The sequence below is a fragment of the Spongiibacter sp. C9W genome (assembly GCF_057370015.1).
The window spans coordinates 1,054,668-1,076,021 of the sequence record NZ_CM170672.1; the positions used below are offsets into that span (position 1 = coordinate 1,054,668).

23 protein-coding genes are annotated in these 21,354 nt (G+C 55.8%); 1 reads left to right on the top strand and 22 read right to left on the bottom strand.

Going from position 1 to position 21,354, the window contains the following annotated elements; translation table 11 throughout:
* Nucleotides 1-12 precede the first annotated feature (12 nt).
* The 22 genes from fliG to flgB all read right to left on the bottom strand — a co-directional run bounded on the left by fliG (nucleotide 13) and on the right by flgB (nucleotide 20,250).
* The gene (gene fliG / locus AC2Q8J_RS05085; RefSeq protein WP_286837694.1) at nucleotides 13-1,041 is read right to left on the bottom strand and encodes a flagellar motor switch protein FliG; all 1,029 of its coding nucleotides are present in this window, start codon (nucleotides 1,039-1,041) and stop codon (nucleotides 13-15) included.
* Nucleotides 1,034-2,659: a flagellar basal-body MS-ring/collar protein FliF gene (gene fliF / locus AC2Q8J_RS05090; protein WP_286837692.1), complete on the bottom strand. Its 1,626-nt coding sequence runs from the start codon at nucleotides 2,657-2,659 to the stop codon at nucleotides 1,034-1,036. The genes fliG and fliF overlap by 8 nt, the downstream gene beginning before the upstream one ends.
* Before the next feature lie 36 nt (nucleotides 2,660-2,695).
* Entirely contained in the window at nucleotides 2,696-3,037 is a 342-nt protein-coding gene (gene fliE, locus AC2Q8J_RS05095) for a flagellar hook-basal body complex protein FliE (RefSeq protein WP_027872879.1), read from the bottom strand.
* A 12-nt stretch (nucleotides 3,038-3,049) separates the two neighbouring features.
* Complete coding sequence (locus tag AC2Q8J_RS05100) at nucleotides 3,050-4,000, bottom strand: sigma-54 interaction domain-containing protein (RefSeq protein WP_353886493.1); 951 nt, start codon at nucleotides 3,998-4,000, stop codon at nucleotides 3,050-3,052.
* On the bottom strand, nucleotides 3,997-4,173 hold the full coding sequence (locus AC2Q8J_RS05105) for a hypothetical protein (RefSeq protein WP_204996968.1): 177 nt from the start codon (nucleotides 4,171-4,173) through the stop codon (nucleotides 3,997-3,999). The genes AC2Q8J_RS05100 and AC2Q8J_RS05105 overlap by 4 nt, the downstream gene beginning before the upstream one ends.
* 331 nt (nucleotides 4,174-4,504) lie before the next feature.
* Nucleotides 4,505-5,563: a sigma-54 interaction domain-containing protein gene (locus AC2Q8J_RS05110; RefSeq protein WP_286694817.1), complete on the bottom strand. Its 1,059-nt coding sequence runs from the start codon at nucleotides 5,561-5,563 to the stop codon at nucleotides 4,505-4,507.
* 269 nt (nucleotides 5,564-5,832) lie between these two features.
* Nucleotides 5,833-6,189, bottom strand: a complete 357-nt coding sequence (gene fliT / locus AC2Q8J_RS05115) for a flagellar protein FliT (protein WP_286837689.1) — start codon at nucleotides 6,187-6,189, stop codon at nucleotides 5,833-5,835.
* Nucleotides 6,190-6,621 (bottom strand): flagellar export chaperone FliS, encoded by a 432-nt coding sequence (fliS, locus tag AC2Q8J_RS05120; protein WP_286694815.1) that lies wholly within the window; start codon nucleotides 6,619-6,621, stop codon nucleotides 6,190-6,192. It abuts the gene before it with no gap.
* Between the two features lie 106 nt (nucleotides 6,622-6,727).
* A complete protein-coding gene (gene fliD / locus AC2Q8J_RS05125; RefSeq protein ID WP_486452294.1) occupies nucleotides 6,728-8,125 on the bottom strand; it encodes a flagellar filament capping protein FliD in 1,398 nt (465 codons plus the stop codon).
* Nucleotides 8,126-8,259: 134 nt separating this feature from the next.
* Complete coding sequence (locus AC2Q8J_RS05130; RefSeq protein ID WP_486452295.1) at nucleotides 8,260-8,709, bottom strand: flagellar protein FlaG; 450 nt, start codon at nucleotides 8,707-8,709, stop codon at nucleotides 8,260-8,262.
* Between the two features lie 127 nt (nucleotides 8,710-8,836).
* Nucleotides 8,837-10,342, bottom strand: coding sequence for a flagellin N-terminal helical domain-containing protein (locus tag AC2Q8J_RS05135; protein ID WP_286694812.1), 1,506 nt, complete (start codon nucleotides 10,340-10,342; stop codon nucleotides 8,837-8,839).
* Between the two features lie 243 nt (nucleotides 10,343-10,585).
* On the bottom strand, nucleotides 10,586-11,779 hold the full coding sequence (gene flgL / locus AC2Q8J_RS05140) for a flagellar hook-associated protein FlgL (RefSeq protein ID WP_286694811.1): 1,194 nt from the start codon (nucleotides 11,777-11,779) through the stop codon (nucleotides 10,586-10,588).
* A gap of 12 nt (nucleotides 11,780-11,791) precedes the next feature.
* Nucleotides 11,792-13,678 (bottom strand): flagellar hook-associated protein FlgK, encoded by a 1,887-nt coding sequence (flgK, locus tag AC2Q8J_RS05145; RefSeq protein WP_486452296.1) that lies wholly within the window; start codon nucleotides 13,676-13,678, stop codon nucleotides 11,792-11,794.
* 1 nt (nucleotide 13,679) lies between these two features.
* Complete coding sequence (locus tag AC2Q8J_RS05150) at nucleotides 13,680-14,096, bottom strand: rod-binding protein (RefSeq protein WP_286694809.1); 417 nt, start codon at nucleotides 14,094-14,096, stop codon at nucleotides 13,680-13,682.
* Nucleotides 14,097-15,161: a flagellar basal body P-ring protein FlgI gene (locus AC2Q8J_RS05155; RefSeq protein ID WP_307681701.1), complete on the bottom strand. Its 1,065-nt coding sequence runs from the start codon at nucleotides 15,159-15,161 to the stop codon at nucleotides 14,097-14,099.
* A 65-nt stretch (nucleotides 15,162-15,226) separates the two neighbouring features.
* The gene (gene flgH, locus AC2Q8J_RS05160) at nucleotides 15,227-15,910 is read right to left on the bottom strand and encodes a flagellar basal body L-ring protein FlgH (protein WP_486452297.1); all 684 of its coding nucleotides are present in this window, start codon (nucleotides 15,908-15,910) and stop codon (nucleotides 15,227-15,229) included.
* A 12-nt stretch (nucleotides 15,911-15,922) separates the two neighbouring features.
* The gene (flgG, locus tag AC2Q8J_RS05165; protein ID WP_027872889.1) at nucleotides 15,923-16,708 is read right to left on the bottom strand and encodes a flagellar basal-body rod protein FlgG; all 786 of its coding nucleotides are present in this window, start codon (nucleotides 16,706-16,708) and stop codon (nucleotides 15,923-15,925) included.
* Between the two features lie 12 nt (nucleotides 16,709-16,720).
* On the bottom strand, nucleotides 16,721-17,461 hold the full coding sequence (locus tag AC2Q8J_RS05170; RefSeq protein WP_027872890.1) for a flagellar basal body rod protein FlgF: 741 nt from the start codon (nucleotides 17,459-17,461) through the stop codon (nucleotides 16,721-16,723).
* Nucleotides 17,462-17,491: 30 nt separating this feature from the next.
* Nucleotides 17,492-18,709 (bottom strand): flagellar hook protein FlgE, encoded by a 1,218-nt coding sequence (gene flgE, locus AC2Q8J_RS05175; protein WP_286694806.1) that lies wholly within the window; start codon nucleotides 18,707-18,709, stop codon nucleotides 17,492-17,494.
* Nucleotides 18,710-18,764: 55 nt separating this feature from the next.
* Nucleotides 18,765-19,433, bottom strand: coding sequence for a flagellar hook assembly protein FlgD (locus AC2Q8J_RS05180; protein WP_486452298.1), 669 nt, complete (start codon nucleotides 19,431-19,433; stop codon nucleotides 18,765-18,767).
* 7 nt (nucleotides 19,434-19,440) lie between these two features.
* Nucleotides 19,441-19,842: a flagellar basal body rod protein FlgC gene (gene flgC, locus AC2Q8J_RS05185; RefSeq protein WP_286694804.1), complete on the bottom strand. Its 402-nt coding sequence runs from the start codon at nucleotides 19,840-19,842 to the stop codon at nucleotides 19,441-19,443.
* A gap of 3 nt (nucleotides 19,843-19,845) precedes the next feature.
* Nucleotides 19,846-20,250 carry a flagellar basal body rod protein FlgB gene (gene flgB / locus AC2Q8J_RS05190; RefSeq protein ID WP_204996955.1) on the bottom strand — a complete coding sequence of 135 codons (405 nt, stop codon included), beginning with the start codon at nucleotides 20,248-20,250 and terminating at the stop codon, nucleotides 19,846-19,848.
* 328 nt (nucleotides 20,251-20,578) lie between these two features.
* Between flgB and flgA the strand changes: the two genes are divergently transcribed.
* Complete coding sequence (flgA, locus tag AC2Q8J_RS05195; RefSeq protein ID WP_486452299.1) at nucleotides 20,579-21,274, top strand: flagellar basal body P-ring formation chaperone FlgA; 696 nt, start codon at nucleotides 20,579-20,581, stop codon at nucleotides 21,272-21,274.
* Nucleotides 21,275-21,354: the final 80 nt, after the last annotated feature.

Sequence of the window (21,354 nt, forward strand, 5' to 3'; positions counted from 1 at the left end):
GCCTGTCGCTGCTTAAATGTAGTCATCACCGCCGCGACCCAAATCAATTTGGCCGCTATCGGCCAGGCTACGCGCAATCGTGAGGATCTCTTTTTGCGCCTGTTCAACCTCGCTGATTTTTATTGGCCCGCGCGCTTCCATATCGTCGACTAACATCTCTCGTGCGCGCTTGGACATATTGCGCAGAATTTTTTCGCGCACCTCTTCTGAGGCGCCTTTTAAGGCAATTGGCAGCAGGTCAGAAGACACTTCACGAAGTAACTGCTGCATGCCCTTGTCACTGATGTTAATCAGGTTGCTAAAGACAAACATCAGGTCTTGAATCTTGGTCGACAGCTCCTGATTATTTTTTGCAACACTATCGAGAATGCGTGTCTCGGCGTCGCTGTCCAAGCCGTTGATTATGCCCGCCGCTGCCGCCGCGCCGTCGATATCCCGGCTCTTTAATTTGGCCGTTACTGACAGTTTTTTCTTCAATACATTTTGCAGCTGGGTCATCGCCGCATCGGGAATCGTTTTCATATTCGCGACGCGATACACCACATCGTTTTGCACCGCCTCGGGAAACTGCGCCAGTACTTTTCCTGCTTGCTCCTGCTCCAGATGAGCGAGGGTAATGGCGATCATTTGCGGGTGCTCGTCTTTGAGCATTTGCATCAGTGCTTCAGGCTCAACCCAGCGCAGTTCATCCATTTCACTGCCAGCCTCGTCGCCGAGTACGCGCTTGGCCAAACTGCCGCCTTTTTGCTCACCCAAGGCATTGGTGAACATCTTGCGGACATAGGACTGAACGCCAACCGCGAGCGAATTTTCAGACGCTGCACTCTCGTGAAAGTCCTTAACAACCTCCACCGCTCGCTGGTTATCAACACGTTTGATATTTGCCATTGCCGAACCGATACGCTCGACATCGTCGGGCGAGATATGTTGCAGCACCTTGGCCGCGTAGTTCTCGCCCATCATTAGCAATAACAACGCAGCCTTTTCACAGCCGGGAATTGCTGGCGCTGCCGTCGCGCCACTGGCGTTTGCATTAGCCATTGTCTTCAGTCACCCATCTGTTAACGACCTGCGCCACGCGGCGCGGATCTTCTTCAACCATTCCACGAACATCGCCTAACTGCTGCTCAAAGCTAATGCCTTGAGGGTAGCCCCCCGCGTTCGGCGCCCCAAGAGCGGCCACTGGCTGCTGTTGCAGCTCGCCGCTTATTCCCGGCTCGTCCGCACTCGCCACCGGCGCAGGCGCCTTGTGTTGCAGCAAGGTTTTCACGCTGGGCCGCAGCACCGCAAACACGATGAATAGCAAGGCAACGCCAACCAACACCTGCCGCACCAAATTCGCAAACCAGGGCTGCTCCCAGATCGCAGGACCCGTCGCCTCTTCGTCGAAGGTTACGGTTTCGCGAAAATCTGCCGCCATCACCGTCACCCGATCGCCGCGCTGTTCTTCGAAGCCCACTGCGTCTTTCACCAACAATGTCATGCGCTCAAGCTCTGGGTTGGTCATGGGCTCCACGACGACTTCCCCTGCCTCGTTCACGCGGCGGTGATTGTCCACCAGTACCGCGACCGAGAGTTTCTTCAAGCTGCCGCTGGGGTTACTGCTATGCGCCAGCACCCGCTCGATTTCGTAGTTGCGAATAACCGAGCGATTACCGGCGTCAGCATTCGCCTGCTCACCACCCTCGCCGTCAACACCCGCTGGCGGTGGTTGATTCGACAGGGCACCCGGCACACCGCGCCCCTGGGCGGCGCCGCCATTGAGCTGTTCGTTAATCTGTTCACTGCGCACCACCTGTCGGTCGGGGTTCCAGCTTTCCCGGCTTTCCTGCTCACTGCTGAAATCCACATCCGCGGCCACCGTTACCCTAACGCGGCCGGAGCCGGCGATGGGCCGGATCAAATCGGCGATCCGCTCTTCGTACGCCTGCTCAATGCGGCGGCGATAGGTGAACTGCCTATCACTCAGTTCCAGTTGATCACCATCACTGCGGCTTTCATTGAGCTGCTGCCCCAGCTGGTCCACCACGGTGACATCCTCGGCATTCAAACCACCAATGCTGCTCGCCACCAGATTGATAATGGCCGAGACATTGCGCTTAGAGACTTCGCTGCCGGGGTACACATCCAACATAATCGATGCGCTCGGCGCTTTGCGGTCACGCACAAATACCGATTGCTTGGGGATCGCCAAATGCACCCTTGCCCTGCGTACCTGCTGCAGGCTTTCTATGGTGCTGGCGAGTTCCTGCTCCAGCGCGTAGTGGTATTTTTTTGACTGCATAAATTCGCTAACGCCAAAGCCCTGCTCCTTTTCCAGCATGGCCATACCGCTGCCGTCTTTACCAAGGCCTTGTCCGGCAAGACGGATTCTCGCATCATAAATTTGCTCCGCTGGAACCATTATTGCGCCGGTTGAATCCTGAATACGATAAGGAATTCCCGCCACATTCAGCGCATCAACAACTGACGATGCGCGCTCCGGCGGTAGTGAGGAGTACAACGCACGATAGTCACCACTTTGCGACCACAACACTGCAGCAACACCCAGCGCAACACTGGCGGCGATACCGACCAGAATCAGCAGCTGGCGCAGCACGTCGTTTTTGGCGGCGCTTTGCAACACACTGTTAACAGAAATGCTTTGCGAATCAGCCATGACTCAAACCCTTTCTTACACGCAGCACGCTCGTTGTCACATTGACATCCTCATCACTTCTTTATAGGCGTCAACGACCTTATTTCGCACTTCCACCGCGGCCTTAAACGAGACTTGGGCCTTTTGCATATTCACCATCACCTCGGTGATGCTGACATTCGGGTCGCCGCGCTCAAACGCCGTTGCCAACTGGCTGGCGTTCGCCTGAGTTTGGTTAATCCCCTGAAGCGACTGCTGCAACATCTGCGAAAAATCGACCTTCGGTGCCGCATCAATGCGCCCCGGGTCCCGCACATCGGCGGCACCTGGCATCGCGCTTTGCTCGCGCAGCGCACGTATCTGGTTGAGGATAGAGTCAACTTTCATTCCGTCTGACATGACAACTCTCCATTAACCTTGCAGGCATTGCTGCTCACGCAGCCTGGCTAATTTGTAGCGCAAGGTGCGCGGGCTAATACCGAGAATTTCGGCCGCTTCTTTCTTTGAGCGGCCCTGGCGCAGGGCGTCGCTAATTCTCTGGCGTTCCTGATCTCGCATAAAACCATCCAACGGCGCGCTGGCGCTGCCAGTTGTCGCCGTGGAAAACAGCTGCATACCCTGCTCAAACTGGATATCTCTTTCGCTAATACGGTGGTCTTGGCGCAAAATCAACGCGCGCTGAATAACGTTGTCGAGCTCGCGAACATTGCCCGGCCAAGCGTAGCTAAGTAGTTTTTCGCGGGCATCGTGAGTCAGCACCGACTGCGCACTGTCGATAGACTCATCGCGCTCGAGAAAGTGTTCGGCCAGCGGCAAGATATCTTCCCGGCGCTCACACAGGGCGGGCAGGCAAAGGGGAAAAACATTCAAGCGGTAAAAGAGGTCCTCGCGAAACTCGCCGGCCAATACGGCCTCACGCAGATCCCTGTTAGTGGTCGCGATGACGCGCACGTCCAGGTTCATACTGCGTCGGCTACCAAGACGCTCAATTTCCTTTTCCTGCAGCACACGTAATAACTTGGCCTGCAAGCCAATATCCATTTCAGAGATTTCATCCAGCAGCAGCGTTCCGCCCTGGGCTTGCTCAAACTTGCCCGCGTGGCTGCTTATCGCCCCGGTGAACGCGCCCTTCTCATAACCAAACAGCATGGCCTCGAGCATGTTTTCCGGAATCGCGGCGCAGTTCACCGCAACAAAGGGGCCGTCAGCACGGCGCGATTGCGCATGTATGTAGCGGGCATAAACTTCCTTGCCGACGCCGCTCTGCCCACAAATCAATACCGTGGCATCCGTCCTGGCAACGCGCGTCGCCAGATCGCGAACAGCAATTGATGCGGGGTCTTTGGCGATTAACTGTTTCATTTCGCTTCCCCCCCATCGATGCGACGATGCAGAGCACCAACAACACCGGGCAAGGTCGCATGGCAATGCTCCAGGAATACACGCGTTGACGCGAACTCGCGCATGCAGGCCTCTATCGCGAGGGACTCTGTCGCAGGAGACGCTGAGGAACCGAATGTGAGTATTTCTGCCATGTTACTGCCCTATCGTTTAACTCAGGGGGGACAATGCAACAGCCATACCAACAAATTTTAATTATATTTTTCAATAACTTAGGCAATCAAAACACTGAATTGACAATATTTTGGCAGGCGAAAAACAGGCCTAGCGACAAGCTTGTGGCAGGTAAAATAAATGCGCCTACCCCACGGCGTTAGAAAATTCTTTCGATACCGCTATCCGCAGCATTGACGTAAAGAAGGGGCGATAAGAAATTAATGGCGGGAGTTATCAAGCGACAAGCGTGACTGTGGCAAGCGACTACCTGTCATTGAGGAAACATTGGCACTCTGTCGAAAAAATAGCCTACTGGCTAATACCCATTTTCTTCATTTTTTCTGCCAGCGTGGTGCGCTGCAATCCTAACAACTGCGCAGCACGGGTAATCACGCCTTGCTCACGCTCAAGAGCTTGGTTAATGAAGGCCTGCTCCAATTCCTGAAGATGATGCTTCAGGTCAATACCTTCCTCAGGAAGCGTTGCGCCAGCATTAGCGGTGAGCGGATCGTCGTCTTCGCGCTGAAGCAATAGCTCCATCAGCACGTCTTGATCTTCGCGCTCGTTGACTGGCTGATCGTCGTCGACCAGCTCAAAGCGGTACTTGGCAGGCAGGTCATTAACGCCTAAACGCTTCCCGCCGTGAGTGATGGCCAAGCGCTCCACTAGGTTCTCTAATTCGCGCACATTGCCAGGCCAGTTATAACGCTGTAAGGCTCGCAATGCACTGGCTGAAAAACTGGGCGGTTTCATGCCGCGCTCAGTCAAGCGCTCAGCGAAGTTTCTGGTCAGCATTTCAATGTCTTCCGGATGCTGACGCAAAGAGGGAACTTCTATAGGAAAAACATCGAGCCGGAAGAACAAGTCTTGACGGAAGGTGCCCTCGTCGACCATCGACTCCAAATTGCGGTGGGTTGCAGCGAGAATGCGTACATTGCACTTGCGCGTTTCATTGCTGCCAACACGTTCGTAACAGCGCTCCTGCAAAACGCGAAGCAGCTTCACCTGCATGGGCAAGCTCATATCGCCAATTTCATCAAGGAATAAGGTGCCACCCTCAGCCATTTCAAAACGGCCCTGGCGACTCGCTACCGCGCCGGTAAAAGCCCCCTTTTCATGGCCGAAAAGTTCGCTTTCGAGCAGGTCAGCGGGGATGGCGCCGCAGTTCACGGGAATAAATGCTTTACCGGCACGATCTGAACACTCGTGGATCTTACGTGCGACCACTTCCTTACCGCTGCCAGATTCACCGCGAATCAACACTAAGGTGTCGAACTCGGCGACCTGTTTAATCAGAATATCCAGCGCCCGCATAATGCGAGACGGTGCTGGCCCGCTACCCCCGAATTGTTCTGCTTGTGATGCCATAAGCGTCTTCACTAGAACTCGTTATTGTGGATGTAGCCGGAGGGTCTCCGAAAACGCTACTTATGGTGGCGGATTGAGCACGAACGTAAGGTCGATTTGCCACCCGCGTGGTCACTATAATGCGAGAGACCAGCGGAGCTGTTAATACGTAATAGCTCTAGGTTAGTAGAAATACGGAGTCGCTGAGCGTGCCACTTGTGAAAGTGGCCAGAGGAGCGCTCTCGGCACTGGCCGCTAACGGCCGCCGAGAGACGCGTTGTGAGAGGGCACTAACAATTGGACAGGTAGCGCCCCACATTCTGGGCCTTCCGTCGGTGCTCGAGCTGTTTATGGCTCAGCGTATTGCGTTTATTGGCAAGCGCGGTGGAAACGCGGTCATCAATCGTCAAAATATGCTGTATCACCTGCGCAACCAGCTCGGACTCCTCAGCGCTGCAGGCCTGCGCAAAAAAAGCCTCCATCGCCAGCCGCCGGTCGCGCTGGCGAGACAGGGCCTCGTTCCACTCTCCCTGCTCCGCCAGAGAACCAATCTCTTCGGTCATAAGCAGTAGCTCGCGAAGCTGCTGTTGACGGGGGCTTAACAGCTCCGCAGCGCGGAGGGCGCCAATGTCTGCCGGCACAGCCATCTATACGACCGCCTCGCCCGCTGAGTACGCTGTGCTTTCGCGGCTAGGATCAGGAATCGCATCCCAGGCCTCTTTTAACTCGCGGAGCAAACCGGAGACTTCATCTAAAGCCTCTGTATCATTTTTAACGTTGGCTAACAGCAGGCGACGATTCATGTAGTCGTAAAGTCCCTCGAGGTTTTCGCTCAATGAACTGTCTACGCTGTGGTCAAGACTTAAACGCAAGCCGTCAATAATCGACATGGTTCGGCTAATGCTGTTTGCCTTAAGCGAAATTTCTCCCCGCTGTATTTGCCCCCGTGCCAGCGCAAGTCTGTCTAACGCGCCGTCCATCAATAACTGAATAAGCCGATGAGGGCTGGCCGCCTCAACCTGGCTGTGTGTGCCAACACTGGCATAAGCTTGACTAACCCGACCTGCTGAATAGCTCATTTTTTATCCTCTTGCCTTGCTTGCCGATGATCTATCCAAGTTATCGGCATATCAGGACGGCGCTTTAGGGTGTTTTGCTAAAAGCCGCCCTCGGAATCTACCTATGCTAGCTTTCCTTTCTCACGCTGCCCGGCAAGCTCGCTAACTGCTGGTTTAAAAAGTCTCCGGTGCTGGTCAATTGCCCCAGCAGGCTATCCAGCGCCGTAAACTGTTTGAAGTAGCGCTCCTCCACCGAGGCAATGCGGCGATCAAGCGCTTCTCGCTGATCGTTAATTCGTTCAATTTGGCCACTCAGGCCCTCAGTGCGAACATCCAAGATACCGCCGCCCTGGGTGTAACGCTCGAGAGTGTCATCTAAGCGATTTGCATAACCGTCGTCGTTGGCAAAAAGATTTTGAATAGCCGAAAAATTGCTACTGATGACGTCGCCGAGCTCATCACTGTCAATCTCCAACAGCGAGTTATCACCCGTGGTAATGCCAATTTGCGCCAGAGAGTTGATATCGCCGCTGATACTGCCAACGTTTAAGCCGATTTCACTGCGCAGCCGCGTGGCGATCTCCCGCGTGGTCGAATCACCTTGCAAAAGACCGGCGGTATTCGCCTCTGGGTCGTAGGCGGTAAGGTCATTCAGTGTGGTGTTTAAATTGTTATATGCTTGAACGAAGCCCTCTACCGCACGTTTGACCGCGTTGGTGTCGAGGCTGACGTCTACAGTCATTTTTTCGCCGGGGCGCGCTTCGCTGAGGTTGAAAGTGACCCCTTCAATCATGCCCGCAACGGTGAGGTCTGAACTGGTTTGCGTAAACCCGTCGACCTCGATGATTGAGTCCAGTGCGGCAACCTTTTCAATCATTGGGTTGCTACCGGCATTGGGGTCGTAGCTCAACTGGCTGAGGTCACCGGTATCAGCAAGATCGGTGGTCACGCTTACCGCAATGGCATTTTCCACGCCACTGTTGTCACTGGTTAGCACCAACTGTGCGCCATTTTCATCATTTACAATACTTGCCGATACGCCAACATTGTCCTCGGCATCATTAATCGCCGCGCGAATGGCTTCTAGCGAGTCACTGCCGCTTTCAACATCGACACTGAAGCTTTCGCCGTTAACGGTGATGCTGAGCGTGCCAGTACCGACACTGGTCTGGGCGTCGGCATAAGCGGCGGAGGCAATCTTATTTCTGCTGGCAAGTTGCTCGACACTTACCTCATAGCTGCCGGCCGCAGCGGTATCGTCCACGGAAACGCTAAAGGGGCTATCCGAGGGGAGTGAGGAGGAACGCTGATTATAGGTGTCGACATTCTGCAGCTTAGTCAGGCTGCTTTGAAATGCTTCCAGGGAGGATTTCAGTGTGCCAAAGGCGGACAGTTGCGCCTGAATACGCGCTTCCTTTGACGCCAGGCGATTCGCTTGCGGCGCGCGCTCTGCCTCTACCAATTGCGAGACAATGCTGTTGATATCTAAACCGGAGCCTGCCCCGGATACGGTGAGCGACGCCATGTCACCTCCTGCCTTGCGGCCCCGGTGGTTTGCACCGACGCTGCGCTGTTTGTTATGCCCTTGGCGGCGCCAATACCCCACACCACCGAGACGCGTTACTGAAGCAAAGCAAGCTTCGCGCCATAAGCCAGGTTCTAGGCCTCGTCGTTAATTAAACTGCCAGTACCTTCAATAAACGTACGCGTGATATTTAACAGCTCTTCCGGCGGAATCTGCCGAATCACCTCACCCGATTCTGCATGAATGACCTTTAAAATGGTTCTACCGGTTACTTCATCGATAGAGAACTCAAGGTCTCGCTCGCGATCACGCATGATCTCATTGAGCTTATCCAGGGCCTGTTCGGTGCGCTCGATACGCTCTGCTGGGTCAAACTCTGCAACGAGTGCCTTCGCTATTCTGCTCAGCTCTTCGCCTTCTTTACTATCCGGATTTGCCGAAGTCACCGCGCGCGGCACCGCCGAAGGCGGCAAACTTTGTCCGTTAGCAGGTAAGCCTCTGCCGCTGTCTGGGCGCTTTGCCACCCCTTCAGCGAGGGGGCTAACCACACTGCGAACACTTGCTAGATTCAGACTGGTATCCATATGCATTCACCTTTTCAGCCCGTCACCGATTTTGCGAAGCACGTAAAGGGCCTTGCGGCCCTTATTCGAAATACATCACCCGGTGCGGGGCCAAATTACCCGCTCATTCGAGCGGGCGGTTTGCGACTTACTGGAGCAGACTCAGGGCTGCCTGGGGCAGTGAGTTTGCCTGAGCAAGGATCGCAGTGCCGGCCTGCTGGAGGATCTGCGCCTTGGTCAAGTTAGCCGTTTCAGCAGCGAAGTCTGCATCCAGAATCCGGCCGCGTGACGCTGACAGGTTCTCAGAGATCGTCTGCAGGTTGGTAATGGTGGATTCAAAGCGGTTCTGTACCGCACCGAAGGTGCTGCGCAGGTCACTTACCGAGGTCAGTGCCGCATCCACACGCTGGATGGTGTCTTCAGAGTTGGAGACTGAGGTCACGCTCACTGAGCTCAGGGTTGTTGAGTCCACCGCGATGTCGAAAGTGGCATCCGCCGCGTTCAAGCCCAAGCGCTCAGTTTCGCCCGTTACCTGAATCGCTTCAGAGGCAGACAAAGTGACGTTGCCGCTGATAACGCTGGTCAGATCACCCACTGCGGCGTAGGTGTCGTTCACACCGTCGTTGGCAACCACTGTCGCATCAGTAATACCCTGCTGAGTGGTGTTGCCGGTGGTGTTCTGATTGATGGTGATATTGCGGCCATCGTCAGCGCTCAGGGTTAACACACCGCCAGTGAAGCTAGCGCGCACGCCCGTGTCATCTGCCTGGAGGTTGATGGCATCGGCAACATTAGTACCGGTGATGTTGCCAGTGGGCACACTACCGTCGTAGATGTTAACGCCATTGATGTTCAACTCGTAACCCGAGTCAGAACCGGCAGCAGTGATGGTAGTGAAGTCCAAATCCACCGATGTAGACGCTGTCGCGGTCAGGCCAGTGATACCAGCAGAGTTGATCGCCTGTACTTTAGAGTAAGCACTGTTGGCTTCACGACCTGCGCCGGTTGAGGAAAGGTCTTCGCTAGCGCCGACGGAGATGGCCGTACCACCGCCAATCGAAATGCTGGTTCCACCCTCGGTCAAGGCCGCAGAAGTATCTACCAACAGTGTTTGCGCATTGCTGGTGTTGGTTGCGATTTGGCCGATCTGGTTAGAGCGTACGCCAGTGTTGAGGCTCACCGAAATGGTTTCGCCGACGTTGGCACCCACTTGGAAGCTGGCGTTGCCGAAGCTACCGTCGAGAATTTTCTGACCGTTAAAGCTGGTTTGACCACCGATGCGGTCGATCTCAGCCAAGCGCTGCTGTACTTCTGCGTCCAGTGCCGCGCGGTCTGAAGACGAGTAAGTTGAGTTGGCAGCCTGAACGGCCAGCTCACGAATTCGCTGCAAGTTGTTGGTGATCTCGTCCAATGCGGCCTCACCGGTTTGCGCGAGTGAGATACCGTCGTTAGCGTTACGCACTGCCTGGTTCAGGCCGTTGATCTGTGTAGTGAAGCGCGTGCTGATCGCCAGGCCGGCTGCATCATCTTTTGCGCTGTTGATACGCAGGCCAGTCGAGAGGCGCTGCAATGAGGTGCTGAGTGATTCCTGTGAGCGCGACAGGTTTCTCTGGGCGTTCAACGAGGCAACATTTGTATTGATGCTAAGGGCCATGATGACTCTCCTTCCACTTTATTTCGGTAAAGACGCTAGTCTTTAATCTTGCCCAGCCGCAATGACTGCGCGTTGCTTTCAGCCTATATAACGGCGCTGGCGTGGCGAACTTTATGGTTTTTTTTGCTCTCTACGGGTAATTACGTAGTAAAGGAAGGAGAAGCTAGGTAGGGCTACGTAGTCAGCCAACGGCGGGGCTTTTCCGCCATTGGCATTTTCCAAAATTCTGGGGGGCGCTAGGCCTTAAAGGTAGTTAAACAATGACAATCCCTGAACTTTCGCAAAGGCTTGCTGAGCCGCCTGCAAACCGAGGCGCTGTTGCTCAAACCGCGATACCGCCTCGGCGTAGTCCAGGTCATTAATTACACTCAGGTTTTGCTGAACCTGCAGGTTCACGCTTTCATTCACCTCGCGCTGCCGGTCCAGCGCCTGCATTCTGGCACCGCTGTCCGCCTGCTTGGCGATAAGGTGGTCGAGGGCTTGGTCAATGTTCGCCAGGGCGCCGTTTATCGACGAGGTTTGCAGTGCGCGACTGGCGCTGCCGCTGCGCGGCTCGGCAAGCGTTTGCGCTAAATCGGCAACCATTGAGAACACATCTTCGGCCTCACTGGCACGCAATGAGAAGCTGTCTCCCGCTGCTGGCTCACCCTGAATACTCACCGTCATACCCGCAACATCGATACTATCACCACTGCGATAGCTGGCCGTTGCAATAACCGCAGCAGAGCTGTCACGTAACTCATATTGATCTGGCGCGATAAAAACAATATCGATGGCATCGCCGTTATACAGCTGCTGATCGCTGACAGCGCCCGCATCGATCACCGCTTGGCCGGTATTCGAAGCCCCGGCAATAGCCTGAAAACGGCCATTGCCATTGGCAATACCGGTGAATAGCTCCGAGCCCGGGCTGGTATCTGCCAACTGGCGGTTCGCCCCAACCTGGAGTAAACGCTGGCCGTCATCGCCATTGTAACGAAAGCCGTTTACATCTCGGCTAAACGCCTGGGTGTCCTGCTGATAGCCGGAGAAGATATAGCGGCCGTCACTGTCGCGGGTGTTGGCCAGCGCCAACAGACTGTCGACTTGTTGTTCCAGTTCCCGCGCGATCGCCTGACGCGATTCATTGTCCTGGCTGGCATTATTCGCCTGCAGGGCCAGGGTGCGCACCCGCTGCATAATTTCAACGCTCTCCGCCAGGGTGGACTCTTCCATGCGCAGCCGGTTGTCCAGGATCACTGCATTGCGCTGAAACTGCTCGCTGCGGTCCAGCGAGCGACTGAGCTCCAGGCTCCGTACGGCGCCCACTGGGTCGTCGGCGGGCGACAGGCGTTTTTCCCCGGTCGCGAGCTGGGTTTGGGTATCAAGCAGCTTGCTCTGCTGTTCGAGCATCGCACTCAAGCCGCCGGCATAAATTTGCGCTGTGGAAATTCTCACCCTACTCCCCCACTAGCGAAACGAGCTAATCAAGCTCTGGAATAATTGATTGGCGATACTCGTCGCCTGAGCAGCCGCCTGATAAGCCTGCTGATATTTCAACAAATTGGCCGCCTCCTCATCGAGATTGACGCCGGAGATGGCTTCGACATTTTCTCGGGTCTGACGAAGCAGGTTTTCCTGTGAGTCTCGGTTCAGCTCCGCGCTGCGCGTGGCCACCGCAATATCGCCAACCAAGCCGCTCACCGCGTTTTGTACACTGCTTGCGCCGCCATCTAACAGTTTGCTGTCTTCCACGGCGGCCATGGCGAGCATATTTCGGTTATCGCCGCTCGCCCCGCTGTTGGCCTCAATGTAAAAACGATCACCGGCAATGGGGCTACCGGTAATCGCCACGGCATTGCCGTTGACGACAATCTCTGCGCCGGGGCTGTAACTAAAACTGCCGCTGCCATTAATTTGATAGGTATTCGCATCCAAAAACTCAATGGCAACGCTGGCCGACAAGTTTGGATCGCTGGCATCGACAATACGCGTTTCGGTAATTTGCGCTGCGCCGGTATTGGCGCCGTCAGCGCCGCTGCGCGTTGGCGCCGCAGCCGCCAGCTGCGCCGGGTTACTCATTATCACCGATACCTGCGCGGCGGCATCGGCGGTCGGCGTCACCAAAAAGCGATCCCCCGCCGCCGCTGGGGCGTCCAAGGTCAGCGACACGCCATCAATCAGAAAGGGATCGGCCGCCGTGCCGCTGCCACTCCAGGCTGAAATTTGTTGGCCATTGGCCGCATTGCGAAACGACCAGGCAGCCCCGTCAAATTGCACCAGCAGATTTCGGCCGTCTAAGGCCGAAATGTCTTCAATCGTTGCCGAGAGCTGGGCGCTACTCGCATTACCGGTGGCCGCGATTGCCGACGGACTCAACGTATTAAAGATATCCGCGCCCAGGTTGTCATCAAGATCCAGCCCCTGACCATTTTGCTGATTGAGTGAGGTTGTTAGCGCCGTTGCAATGCGCCCAAGTTCATTTTTTGTGGTATCGAGTAGGCCGTCCCGAAAGCTCAGCGACGCGCCGAGACTGCCGCCTGAAAGCACCTCACTGATCGGCGACTGTGGGCTCGACGCCATCGCCAGCTCCAGCCGATCTGAACCAAAAGGGCTGCGAGTGGTGGTCATTGACCGGGACTCTTCGCCGAGCACCAACGATTGGCCGTTGCCAATAAACACATTGGTGGCGCCGTCATCCTGCTCCACTGTCTTGATGGAAACGAGATCATTCAGGCGCTGCAAGGCCAAATCGCGCTGGTCGAGCAGGTCATTGGGCGCAGCGCCAAACTTTCCTTGCGCTTCGACAACCAAACCGTTGATATCGGCCAACTCCTGAGCGAGGTCATTAATATCGTTCACATCGCTCTGAATGCGCGCGTTTACCTCCTTGCTCAACCCCTCCAGTTGCGCCGAGAATTCAGCGAATCGACCACCGAGGCTCTCAGCTTCAGACAACAATAATTGCCGCGAGGGAATTGAGGCAGGGTCGTCAGCGAGATTCTGCACGCTGTCATAAAAGCGCGATAGCGCGGCGCTGATCCCCAGCTCCGGGTCGGACAGACTGTTGTCCAGCTGCGTTGCCAATTGGTAGAAGTTATCGAGCTGGCTAAATGAACCGCTGGCATTGCGCATTTGCAAGTTGGCGAACTCATCGTACACGCGGCGCACATCGCTCAACTTCACCCCAGAGCCAATGGACAGGTCGCCCATTTGCTGGGGGATTCGTGTCGCAAAGTCGACCCGCTGGCGGCTATAGCCCTCTGTGTCGGCGTTGGCGATATTGTGGCTAGTGGTCGCCAGCGCCCGCTGATATGACACCAGAGCAGATAGCGCATTACCCAACATATCTGCCATGTTAAATTCCTCGTTTCACTGCCAAGTTATCGGCCGTTAGCGGCGACACTTGAGCGGCTTTTGTTAACAGCTGCTGACGAAGTTGCGCGCCCTGCTCCGTTAACGCCGCGCCAGGGGCGACACCATGGCCACTGAGCTGCTGTGCAATGGCGTCGGCTAAACCAATGCCGCCCTGCTCTGAGAGCGTGACGGAAAGCTGTTTGTCGTGCATTTCCTGGTAGAGCTCACCGCCATTACTGTCGAAGAGCCCACCCTCGGGCACGGCGTCGCGCATGCTTTTTAGCATCATTTGCAAAAACAGCGCTTCAAACTGGCGAGCCACCGGCGCAATTGCCTGTTCACTGTCGGCTTGCGCCTCACTGCGCAGTGCGGCCAGGCCTGAGAAGTCGTGGTAATTACCCGCCTTTGAAATATCCATTTAAATCACCAGCAACTCGGCGCGCAGCGCGCCAGCCTGATTCAGTGCTTCGAGAATCGCCACCAAGTCGCCGGGAGCCGCGCCGACCTGATTGATCGCCTTAACAATTTCTTCCAGAGTGACGCCGGCATCGAGTAAAAACATTCGCGAGCCGCTTTCTGCAACATCAATACTGGAGCGCCCGGCCGCAACGGTTTGGCCATCGGCAAAGGCATTGGGTTGACTGATATCAACCCGCTCAGTCACCGACACGGTGAGTGAGCCATGCGTCACCGCCGTCGGCATCACCCGTACATTGCCACCAATCACGATGGTACCGGTGCGGGAATTAACCACCACGCGGGCACGGGCTTCGGCGGGATCGACCTCAAGCTCTTCAAGCATGGAGATAAATGTCACGCGGCGATCAGCACTGGAGGGGCCGAGTACTTTGACCGTCGCCGAGTCCATTGCACTGGCCGTGCCAGCGCCAAAAAACTCATTAATTTTTTCCGACAGGCGACGCGCAGTGGTGAAGTCCGGCGTTTTTAAATTCAGCATGACCTCACCATTGCTGGCCATTTGGCTGGGCGCAGGTCGCTCGACAATCGCGCCGTTAGGGATGCGGCCAGCGCTGGGGATATTCACTGTCACGCGGGAGCCATCATTACCTTCAACCCCTAGCCCACTTACCAATAAGCTGCCCTGGGCGACGGCATACACCTGGCCGTCGGCGCCCATCATCGGCGCCATCAGCAAACTGCCCCCGCGCAGGCTGGCGGCGTTGCCGATCGATGACACCGTCACATCGATGGTCTGCCCCGGCTTGGCAAAGGCAGGAAGATTAGCGTGAATGGTTACCGCCGCGACATTTTTCAGCTGCGGGTTCACATTGTCGGGAACGCGAACGCCAAAGCCGGTCAACATATTGCGAATGCTTTGTATGGTAAACGGCGCCTGACTGGTCTGGTCTCCGGTGCCGCTTAATCCCACCACCAAGCCGTAGCCGACGAGTTGGTTTTCACGCACACCGGCCACATTGACCAGGTCTTTCACACGGTCGGCTGAGGCGGGTATGGCCAGCATAAAAAGTACCACTGCCAGCAGGCGTGGAAATAGAGATGGGCGGTGGTTGTTCATCGTTCTCACCCTCAAAATGGTGACAGCACTGACTGGAACAGACGCCCCAGCCAGCCCATGGAATTGGCATCGGCCAGCGCCCCTTTGCCGCTGTAGGTAATACGTGCGTCGGCAACTTTGAACGAGGGCACCGAATTGTCGGCGGCGATGTCTTCCGGGCGAATAATGCCCTGAATGCGGATAAACTCGTCGCCCTGGTTTATGGTTACCCACTTCTCACCGCGCACTCGCAGAGTGCCATTGCGCAACACCTGTGACACGGTAACGGTGATGCTACCGGTCAGACTGTTGCTCTGGCTGCTGCTGCCCTGCCCGGCAAAATCCTGGTCACTGGAGACACCCGTCGACAGCACTGGCGTGCCGTTATGAGTCACGCCTCTGCCGAGTAGCGTCACAGTAGGTACCGAGATATTGCTCTCTTTAGCCGTCGCCGTGTTGGACTGCTTACTGGCGTCTGTCTTCTCGGACAAAATAACGGTGATGACATCGCCTACCTGCCGGGCGCGGCGATCCAAAAACAGGCTCATGCCATAGCCCGCCTGGTAGATCGAACCGGGATTTTCGCTATTGCTGTATTGCTGCTCCGGCAACTGTGACTCCCACACCTGTTCGTCGCGCTCTGGTGCTTGGGCGCAGGCCGTGAGTAAAGCCACAGTAGCGAGCAGAAAAAGGCGGAAGTAGCGTGATATCTTCATGGCATTACCCACTTACAGGTTGTTATTCACGTACTGCATCATTTGGTCGCTGGTGGAAATCGCTTTGGAGTTCATCTCGTAAGCGCGCTGGGTCTCGATCATATTCACCAGCTCTTCCACCACGTTCACATTGGAGCCTTCCAGTGCCCCTTGCGCCAGCGTGCCCAAACCGCTCAGGCCGGGCGTGCCAGTTTGCGGCGCGCCGCTGGAGGCCGACTCCAGATACAGGTTTTCACCGCGCGCTTCTAAGCCAGCCGGATTGATAAAGTCTGCCAACTGTATGCTGCCCAATTGCACCGGCGCGGAGTCACCGGCGATCATCGCGCTGACAACCCCATCGGTGCCGACGGTAATGCTGCGAGTATTGGCAGGCACCGTAATACCCGGCTCGACGATGTAGCCGCTGTTGGTAACGATCTGCCCCTGGTCGTCCAATTGGAATGAACCGTCACGGGTGTAAGACAGGCTGCCGTCTGGCATCCGCACCTGGAAAAAGCCGTTGCCATTGACCGCTAAATCCAGGTTGTTATTGGTTTGCGTCATGGTGCCTTGGTTAAAGATTTTCTCAGTCGACACCACTCGAACCCCGGTACCTACCTGCATACCGCTGGGCAGACGAGTTTGCTGGGAAGATTGCCCGCCCACCTGACGGTAGTTTTGATAGAGCAGATCTTCAAAAGACGCGCGGTCGCGCTTGAACCCAGTGGTATTGGCGTTCGCCAGGTTGTTACTGACCACCTGCATGCGCGTGTTCTGCGCATCGAGACCGGTTTTGGCTACCCACAATGATGAATTCATATACCTATCCTCTTATTCCATTCTCATCAGGCGCGCACCGGCTTCGGATACCGTATTTGCGGTATTCATCACCTTCACCTGCATTTCAAAACGCCGGGCCAGTTCGATCATATTGACCATTGCCTCAACGGTATTCACGTTCGAACCTTCCAAGGTGCCCGGCGAAACGCGAACACTGGCATCGGCGGCTGGCGTGGTGCCATCGAGCGTTCGAATCAAACCGTCCTCGCCCTTGCGCAACTGCTCAGGTTCGGCGCTGACCAAACGAATGCGATCGACGGTTACTAATGACTCCGGCCCAAGACCCAGTGGCACTATCGACACCGTGCCGTCGCTGCCAATCGTCAAACTGTCGTGTTCAGGCACCGCCAGCGGTCCGCCATCGCCCATGACGGGCTGTCCGGCGCCATTGATCAGCATGCCATCGGCCGTCAGGTGAAGATCGCCACGGCGGCTCAGTGCCTCCTCACCCTGGGCGTCCTGCACGACAAACCAGCCCTGTCCTCGAATCGCGACATCCAGATCGCGACCGGTGGTCATCAGGGTGCCTTCACTGAAGTCGCTCAGGCGTGACTCCACCACCGAGTTGACGCGTGTTTGATGGCCCGCTCCCTCTACCGGCTTTGACATCAGCGCATGGAAGTCCGCGCGAAAGCCCGCAGTGCTGGCATTTGCCAGATTATTGGCATTGCTGGCCTGCGCCATTTCCGTGTGTTTGGCCGCGGTCATGCCGAGATAAAGTAGCCGGTCCATACCTGCCTCCTAAAGCGATGAATACCCGCCTTAGCGGATATTAATAATCGCCTGAGTAACGGCGTCAGATGTCTGGATCATCTGGGTGTTCGCCTGGAAGTTACGCTGCGCGGTGATCATTTCCACCAATTGCTCAGTAAGATCGACATTGGAGCTCTCCAATGCACCCGCCTGCAGCAGACCAAAGTTAGAGCTACCCGGCTCACCCACACGCGGACTACCGGAAGAGAAGGTTTCCGCCCAGGCCGTGTCGCCCTGTTGTTGCAAACCATTGGGATTAGAGAAGCCCGCCAGGGCGACCTTACCCAACTGGGATGACTGACCGTTGGTAAAGCGCGCCGACACGACGCCGTTGCTCGCCACTTCAATACCGGTCAATCGCCCTGTGGTGAAGCCGTCCTGCTGCAAGCTGTTCACACCAAACTCATTGCCGTACTGCGTTGATGAAGTGAAATCCAGCGAGAGGTCGATCGCTGCCGCGCCGTTGTTGGGGTCGTAGGAAGGCACAGTCACAATGCCCGAAGCGGGGCTTTGCAAGGTACCGGTATTATCAAATGACAGCGTATTGCCCAGGCTCACCGGGTTGTCGTCGATATAGACATTTTGCTGCCAGGTGTTTGCCGCGGGGTCTTTCACAAAGTACAGCGTTGCCGTGTGCAGAGTGCCCAGCGAGTCGTAGACGGTCATCGACGTGGCGTGGTTATAGCTCGACGCTACCGTTGGATCGAAAGGCGTCGAGGTCGGCACTGGCGCATCGCCGGGCAGGTTCACGCCGATATCAGCGCGTGTCGATGCTCGCGGCGCGTTCTCGGTGACCTGCAGTTGCAAGTCAGACAGCGAACCGGTGGCAAAGTCGCCATTGGTGGTTGCCGGATACACCTGCAAACGGTCGTTATTGTTGTTCACCACAAAGCCTTCCCGGTCGACACTGAAGGCGCCAGCGCGCGTATAGGTAACGCCACTTGAGCCCTTCATGGTGAAGAAGCCTTCGCCACTAATGGCCAGGTCCAGGTTGTTGTCGGTGAAGTCGATGTTGCCCTGCGAAAACTGCTGAACAATGGTATTCAAACGAACACCTGCGCCGGGCGTGGTTTTGGTTACATCGTTATTGGATGTTGCATACACATCGGCAAAGGATGTGCGGGAACTTTTAAAGCCAGTGGTGTTAACGTTGGCAATGTTGTGAGCGGTGACGTCCAGGTGCGATGACGCTGCGTTCAGTCCACTCAATGCAATACGAAAGCTCATAGTTATACTCCTGCTGCGATCACTCGCGAATTGATCAATGAATGCGCCGAAGCGCCTAGCTAATTTCCTTTATTTGCGACATCGAGACCGTACCGACACCATCAATTTGCACCGTGGGGCTACCGCCGCCACTGGGCAAACTCACGCTGCGTACGGGGCTGCGAATATCCGTTTGCAAGGCCTCTACACTGTTGCCGTTCAGGTATTGCGCGCGAATTACATAATTGCCTGCGGGCAAACGCTCGCCGTCCAGGCCGCTACCATCCCAACGAAACGACACCGGTCCCGCCGTCTGCGGTCCTAACGCCACCTTGCCCAGCACCTCACCCGAGGGCGCCAAAATCTCGACATCGACCGCTTGCGTGCTCACCGGCAGTGTTACCTGACCGCTTACCGCGCCCTCTGATGGCAGGGCGACAACATCACTGCCGACCAGCACCTCTTTACCGATCAGCGAGGACGCATCCAGCAATTGACCGCCGTACAGCGAACTCGTCAGTGCAGCCAGGTTGTCATTCATCTCGCTGATGCCGCTCACCGACGTTAGCTGCGCCATCTGACTGATAAACTCCGTGTTGTCGGTGGGTTTAAACGGGTCTTGATTCTTAAGCTGCTGCAGCATCAGTTTCATGAAGTCGTCTTGCCCCAGCGAGGAGGCTTCTTTTTTTGCCGTACTCGCCGCACTCTGCTGCTGCAATTGTTCAAGCGTTCGCAATTCCATCATTCAGTTCCTACTGTTTACCGAGCTGCAAGGCCCGCAGGGTCAGGGTCTTCACCGTGGAAAACACCTCGGCGTTGTTCTGGTATGAACGGGAGGCGGACAGCATATTGGCCATTTCATCAACGGTGTTCACATTGGAGCCGTAGACATAGCCCTGCTCGTCTGCCATTGGGTGGCCCGGCTCATAACGCTTGGGAACAGGGGCATTGCTCTCGCTAATCCCCACAACCTCGACACCGGCGACGCCCTGCTGGCGGTCCAGCACGGTGGCAAAAACCGGCTGTTTTGCGCGGTAGGCAGCCTGTTCACTGCTGGCCACAGTATCCGCATTTGCCATATTGCTGGCGGTGGTATTCAAACGCAGCATTTGCGCGTTCATCGCCGCAGCGGCAATATCAAGGGGATTCGCCATCGCTTATTGACCTCCCTGAAGAATCGATTTAATTCCAGAGAACTTACTACTCAGAAAACTCATAGTGGCCTGATAGCGCATGCTGTTATCGGCAAATGCCGCTTGCTCTACATGGCTCTCCACCGTATTGCCGTCGACTGAGGGCTGCTGAGGCATGCGGTACATCACCGGCGCCTGCCCCGCCGCTGGAGCGACCGCTTCGGTAATATGCGCCGCATTGCTGCGACTGAGCGATAACTGCTGGCCCTGCGCTGCCTGGCCCAGTGCTTGTTTAAAGTCGATATCGCGTGCCTTGTAGCCGGGCGTGTCAGCATTGGCTATATTGGCGGCCAGCAGTTCGGTACGCTGCTGGCGAAGCAGCAGTGCCTGCTGGTGTATACCGAGTGCCTTATCAAAATTAATCGCCATAAATCTGTCTCGCTAAAGTTATGGGCTGCGCTGCCGATACACTGGATAAAGGCGCAAAGCCTTTGGCGTTCGACATGTCCGACGCAAAGCGCGTGCCACTTTTTTATTCTTATATTTTTCAACAACTTATAAAACCGGCGCCAACAAACCGTCGGTTTTTCGGCAAGCCCTTGCCGCCAGTTCTACCGGCGAGCGGCAAGTCTTTGTCACGCCTTCTAACACTCACTCTATTTCGCAAAACTGGCATAGCAATTGCTGCTTAACTCATAAAGCCCCCGCGCCGACAAAAACTTGGCGCCGCAAACTAATAGTGAGGGAATAAGGTGTCATGATCTGGCGCGCAGCAATCACAATCGCTCTCCTGAGCAGCGTCTGCCCGAGCACTCTGGCAGACGCTGGCGTGGAGTCAGCGCAGCGTATTAGCGCTACTGCCAGCCAGTTCATTGCCAAACGCCACCCCTGGCAAAATGAGAACACCCGTATCACCGTGGGCGAACTCGACCCGCGCACCCGTCTGGCAAAATGTAGTCAGCGACTACAGGCCTTTTTGCCGCCAGGCGCGACCATCCGGCGGCGCACGACGGTGGGCGTGCGCTGCGAAGGTGTTAAGGCGTGGAAGGTGTACCTGCCGGTAACGATCGCGGCATTCACTAAGGTCATGGTGAGCAAGCACCCTATCGCTGCCGGCCAGCGAGTGACTGAAGCGGATATCACTTGGACAGAGCGCGATGTATCGAGTCTGTCATACGGATACCAAAAGGGCCTTGGTGGTCAGGGAATGCTCAGCCGACGCAGTATTCCCCAGGGCGCGGTTATCACCGCGAATATGCTGGAGGCCCCAGCGATGATAAAGAAAGGACAAGAGCTCAAGCTCATTAGCCGCAGTACTGCCATTAACGTCAGCATGAAGGGCCGTGCCCTGCAAGACGCGGCGAAGGGTGCTCGAATACGGGTGGAAAATATCAGTTCAGGCAAACAGTTAGAAGGTATTGTCATTAGTGGTAATACGGTACGAATCGAATAAAAAAAAGCTAAAGTTTTATCGATAGCTGCCGTTAACTGTCATAAGGCATACCATCAACGCCAATGTAATGAGGAATTATC

Excerpts from the sequence above, each read along its gene's own strand:
- flgG (WP_027872889.1), bottom strand. The coding sequence starts at position 16,708 with ATGAATTCATCATTGTGGGTAGCCAAAACCGGTCTCGATGCGCAGAAC.
- flgA (WP_486452299.1), top strand. The coding sequence starts at position 20,579 with ATGATCTGGCGCGCAGCAATCACAATCGCTCTCCTGAGCAGCGTCTGC.
- fliS (WP_286694815.1), bottom strand. The coding sequence starts at position 6,621 with ATGAGCTATTCAGCAGGTCGGGTTAGTCAAGCTTATGCCAGTGTTGGC.
- AC2Q8J_RS05135 (WP_286694812.1), bottom strand. The coding sequence starts at position 10,342 with ATGGCCCTTAGCATCAATACAAATGTTGCCTCGTTGAACGCCCAGAGA.
- AC2Q8J_RS05170 (WP_027872890.1), bottom strand. The coding sequence starts at position 17,461 with ATGGACCGGCTACTTTATCTCGGCATGACCGCGGCCAAACACACGGAA.
- fliF (WP_286837692.1), bottom strand. The coding sequence starts at position 2,659 with ATGGCTGATTCGCAAAGCATTTCTGTTAACAGTGTGTTGCAAAGCGCC.
- flgE (WP_286694806.1), bottom strand. The coding sequence starts at position 18,709 with ATGAGCTTTCGTATTGCATTGAGTGGACTGAACGCAGCGTCATCGCAC.
- fliG (WP_286837694.1), bottom strand. The coding sequence starts at position 1,041 with ATGGCTAATGCAAACGCCAGTGGCGCGACGGCAGCGCCAGCAATTCCC.
- fliT (WP_286837689.1), bottom strand. The coding sequence starts at position 6,189 with ATGGCTGTGCCGGCAGACATTGGCGCCCTCCGCGCTGCGGAGCTGTTA.
- fliD (WP_486452294.1), bottom strand. The coding sequence starts at position 8,125 with ATGGCGTCGCTCACCGTATCCGGGGCAGGCTCCGGTTTAGATATCAAC.
- AC2Q8J_RS05130 (WP_486452295.1), bottom strand. The coding sequence starts at position 8,709 with ATGGATACCAGTCTGAATCTAGCAAGTGTTCGCAGTGTGGTTAGCCCC.
- flgK (WP_486452296.1), bottom strand. The coding sequence starts at position 13,678 with ATGGCAGATATGTTGGGTAATGCGCTATCTGCTCTGGTGTCATATCAG.
- AC2Q8J_RS05150 (WP_286694809.1), bottom strand. The coding sequence starts at position 14,096 with ATGGATATTTCAAAGGCGGGTAATTACCACGACTTCTCAGGCCTGGCC.
- AC2Q8J_RS05180 (WP_486452298.1), bottom strand. The coding sequence starts at position 19,433 with ATGATGGAATTGCGAACGCTTGAACAATTGCAGCAGCAGAGTGCGGCG.
- fliE (WP_027872879.1), bottom strand. The coding sequence starts at position 3,037 with ATGTCAGACGGAATGAAAGTTGACTCTATCCTCAACCAGATACGTGCG.
- AC2Q8J_RS05155 (WP_307681701.1), bottom strand. The coding sequence starts at position 15,161 with ATGCTGGCCATACCCGCCTCAGCCGACCGTGTGAAAGACCTGGTCAAT.
- flgB (WP_204996955.1), bottom strand. The coding sequence starts at position 20,250 with ATGGCGATTAATTTTGATAAGGCACTCGGTATACACCAGCAGGCACTG.
- flgH (WP_486452297.1), bottom strand. The coding sequence starts at position 15,910 with ATGAAGATATCACGCTACTTCCGCCTTTTTCTGCTCGCTACTGTGGCT.
- AC2Q8J_RS05105 (WP_204996968.1), bottom strand. The coding sequence starts at position 4,173 with ATGGCAGAAATACTCACATTCGGTTCCTCAGCGTCTCCTGCGACAGAG.
- flgC (WP_286694804.1), bottom strand. The coding sequence starts at position 19,842 with ATGGCGAATCCCCTTGATATTGCCGCTGCGGCGATGAACGCGCAAATG.
- AC2Q8J_RS05110 (WP_286694817.1), bottom strand. The coding sequence starts at position 5,563 with ATGGCATCACAAGCAGAACAATTCGGGGGTAGCGGGCCAGCACCGTCT.
- AC2Q8J_RS05100 (WP_353886493.1), bottom strand. The coding sequence starts at position 4,000 with ATGAAACAGTTAATCGCCAAAGACCCCGCATCAATTGCTGTTCGCGAT.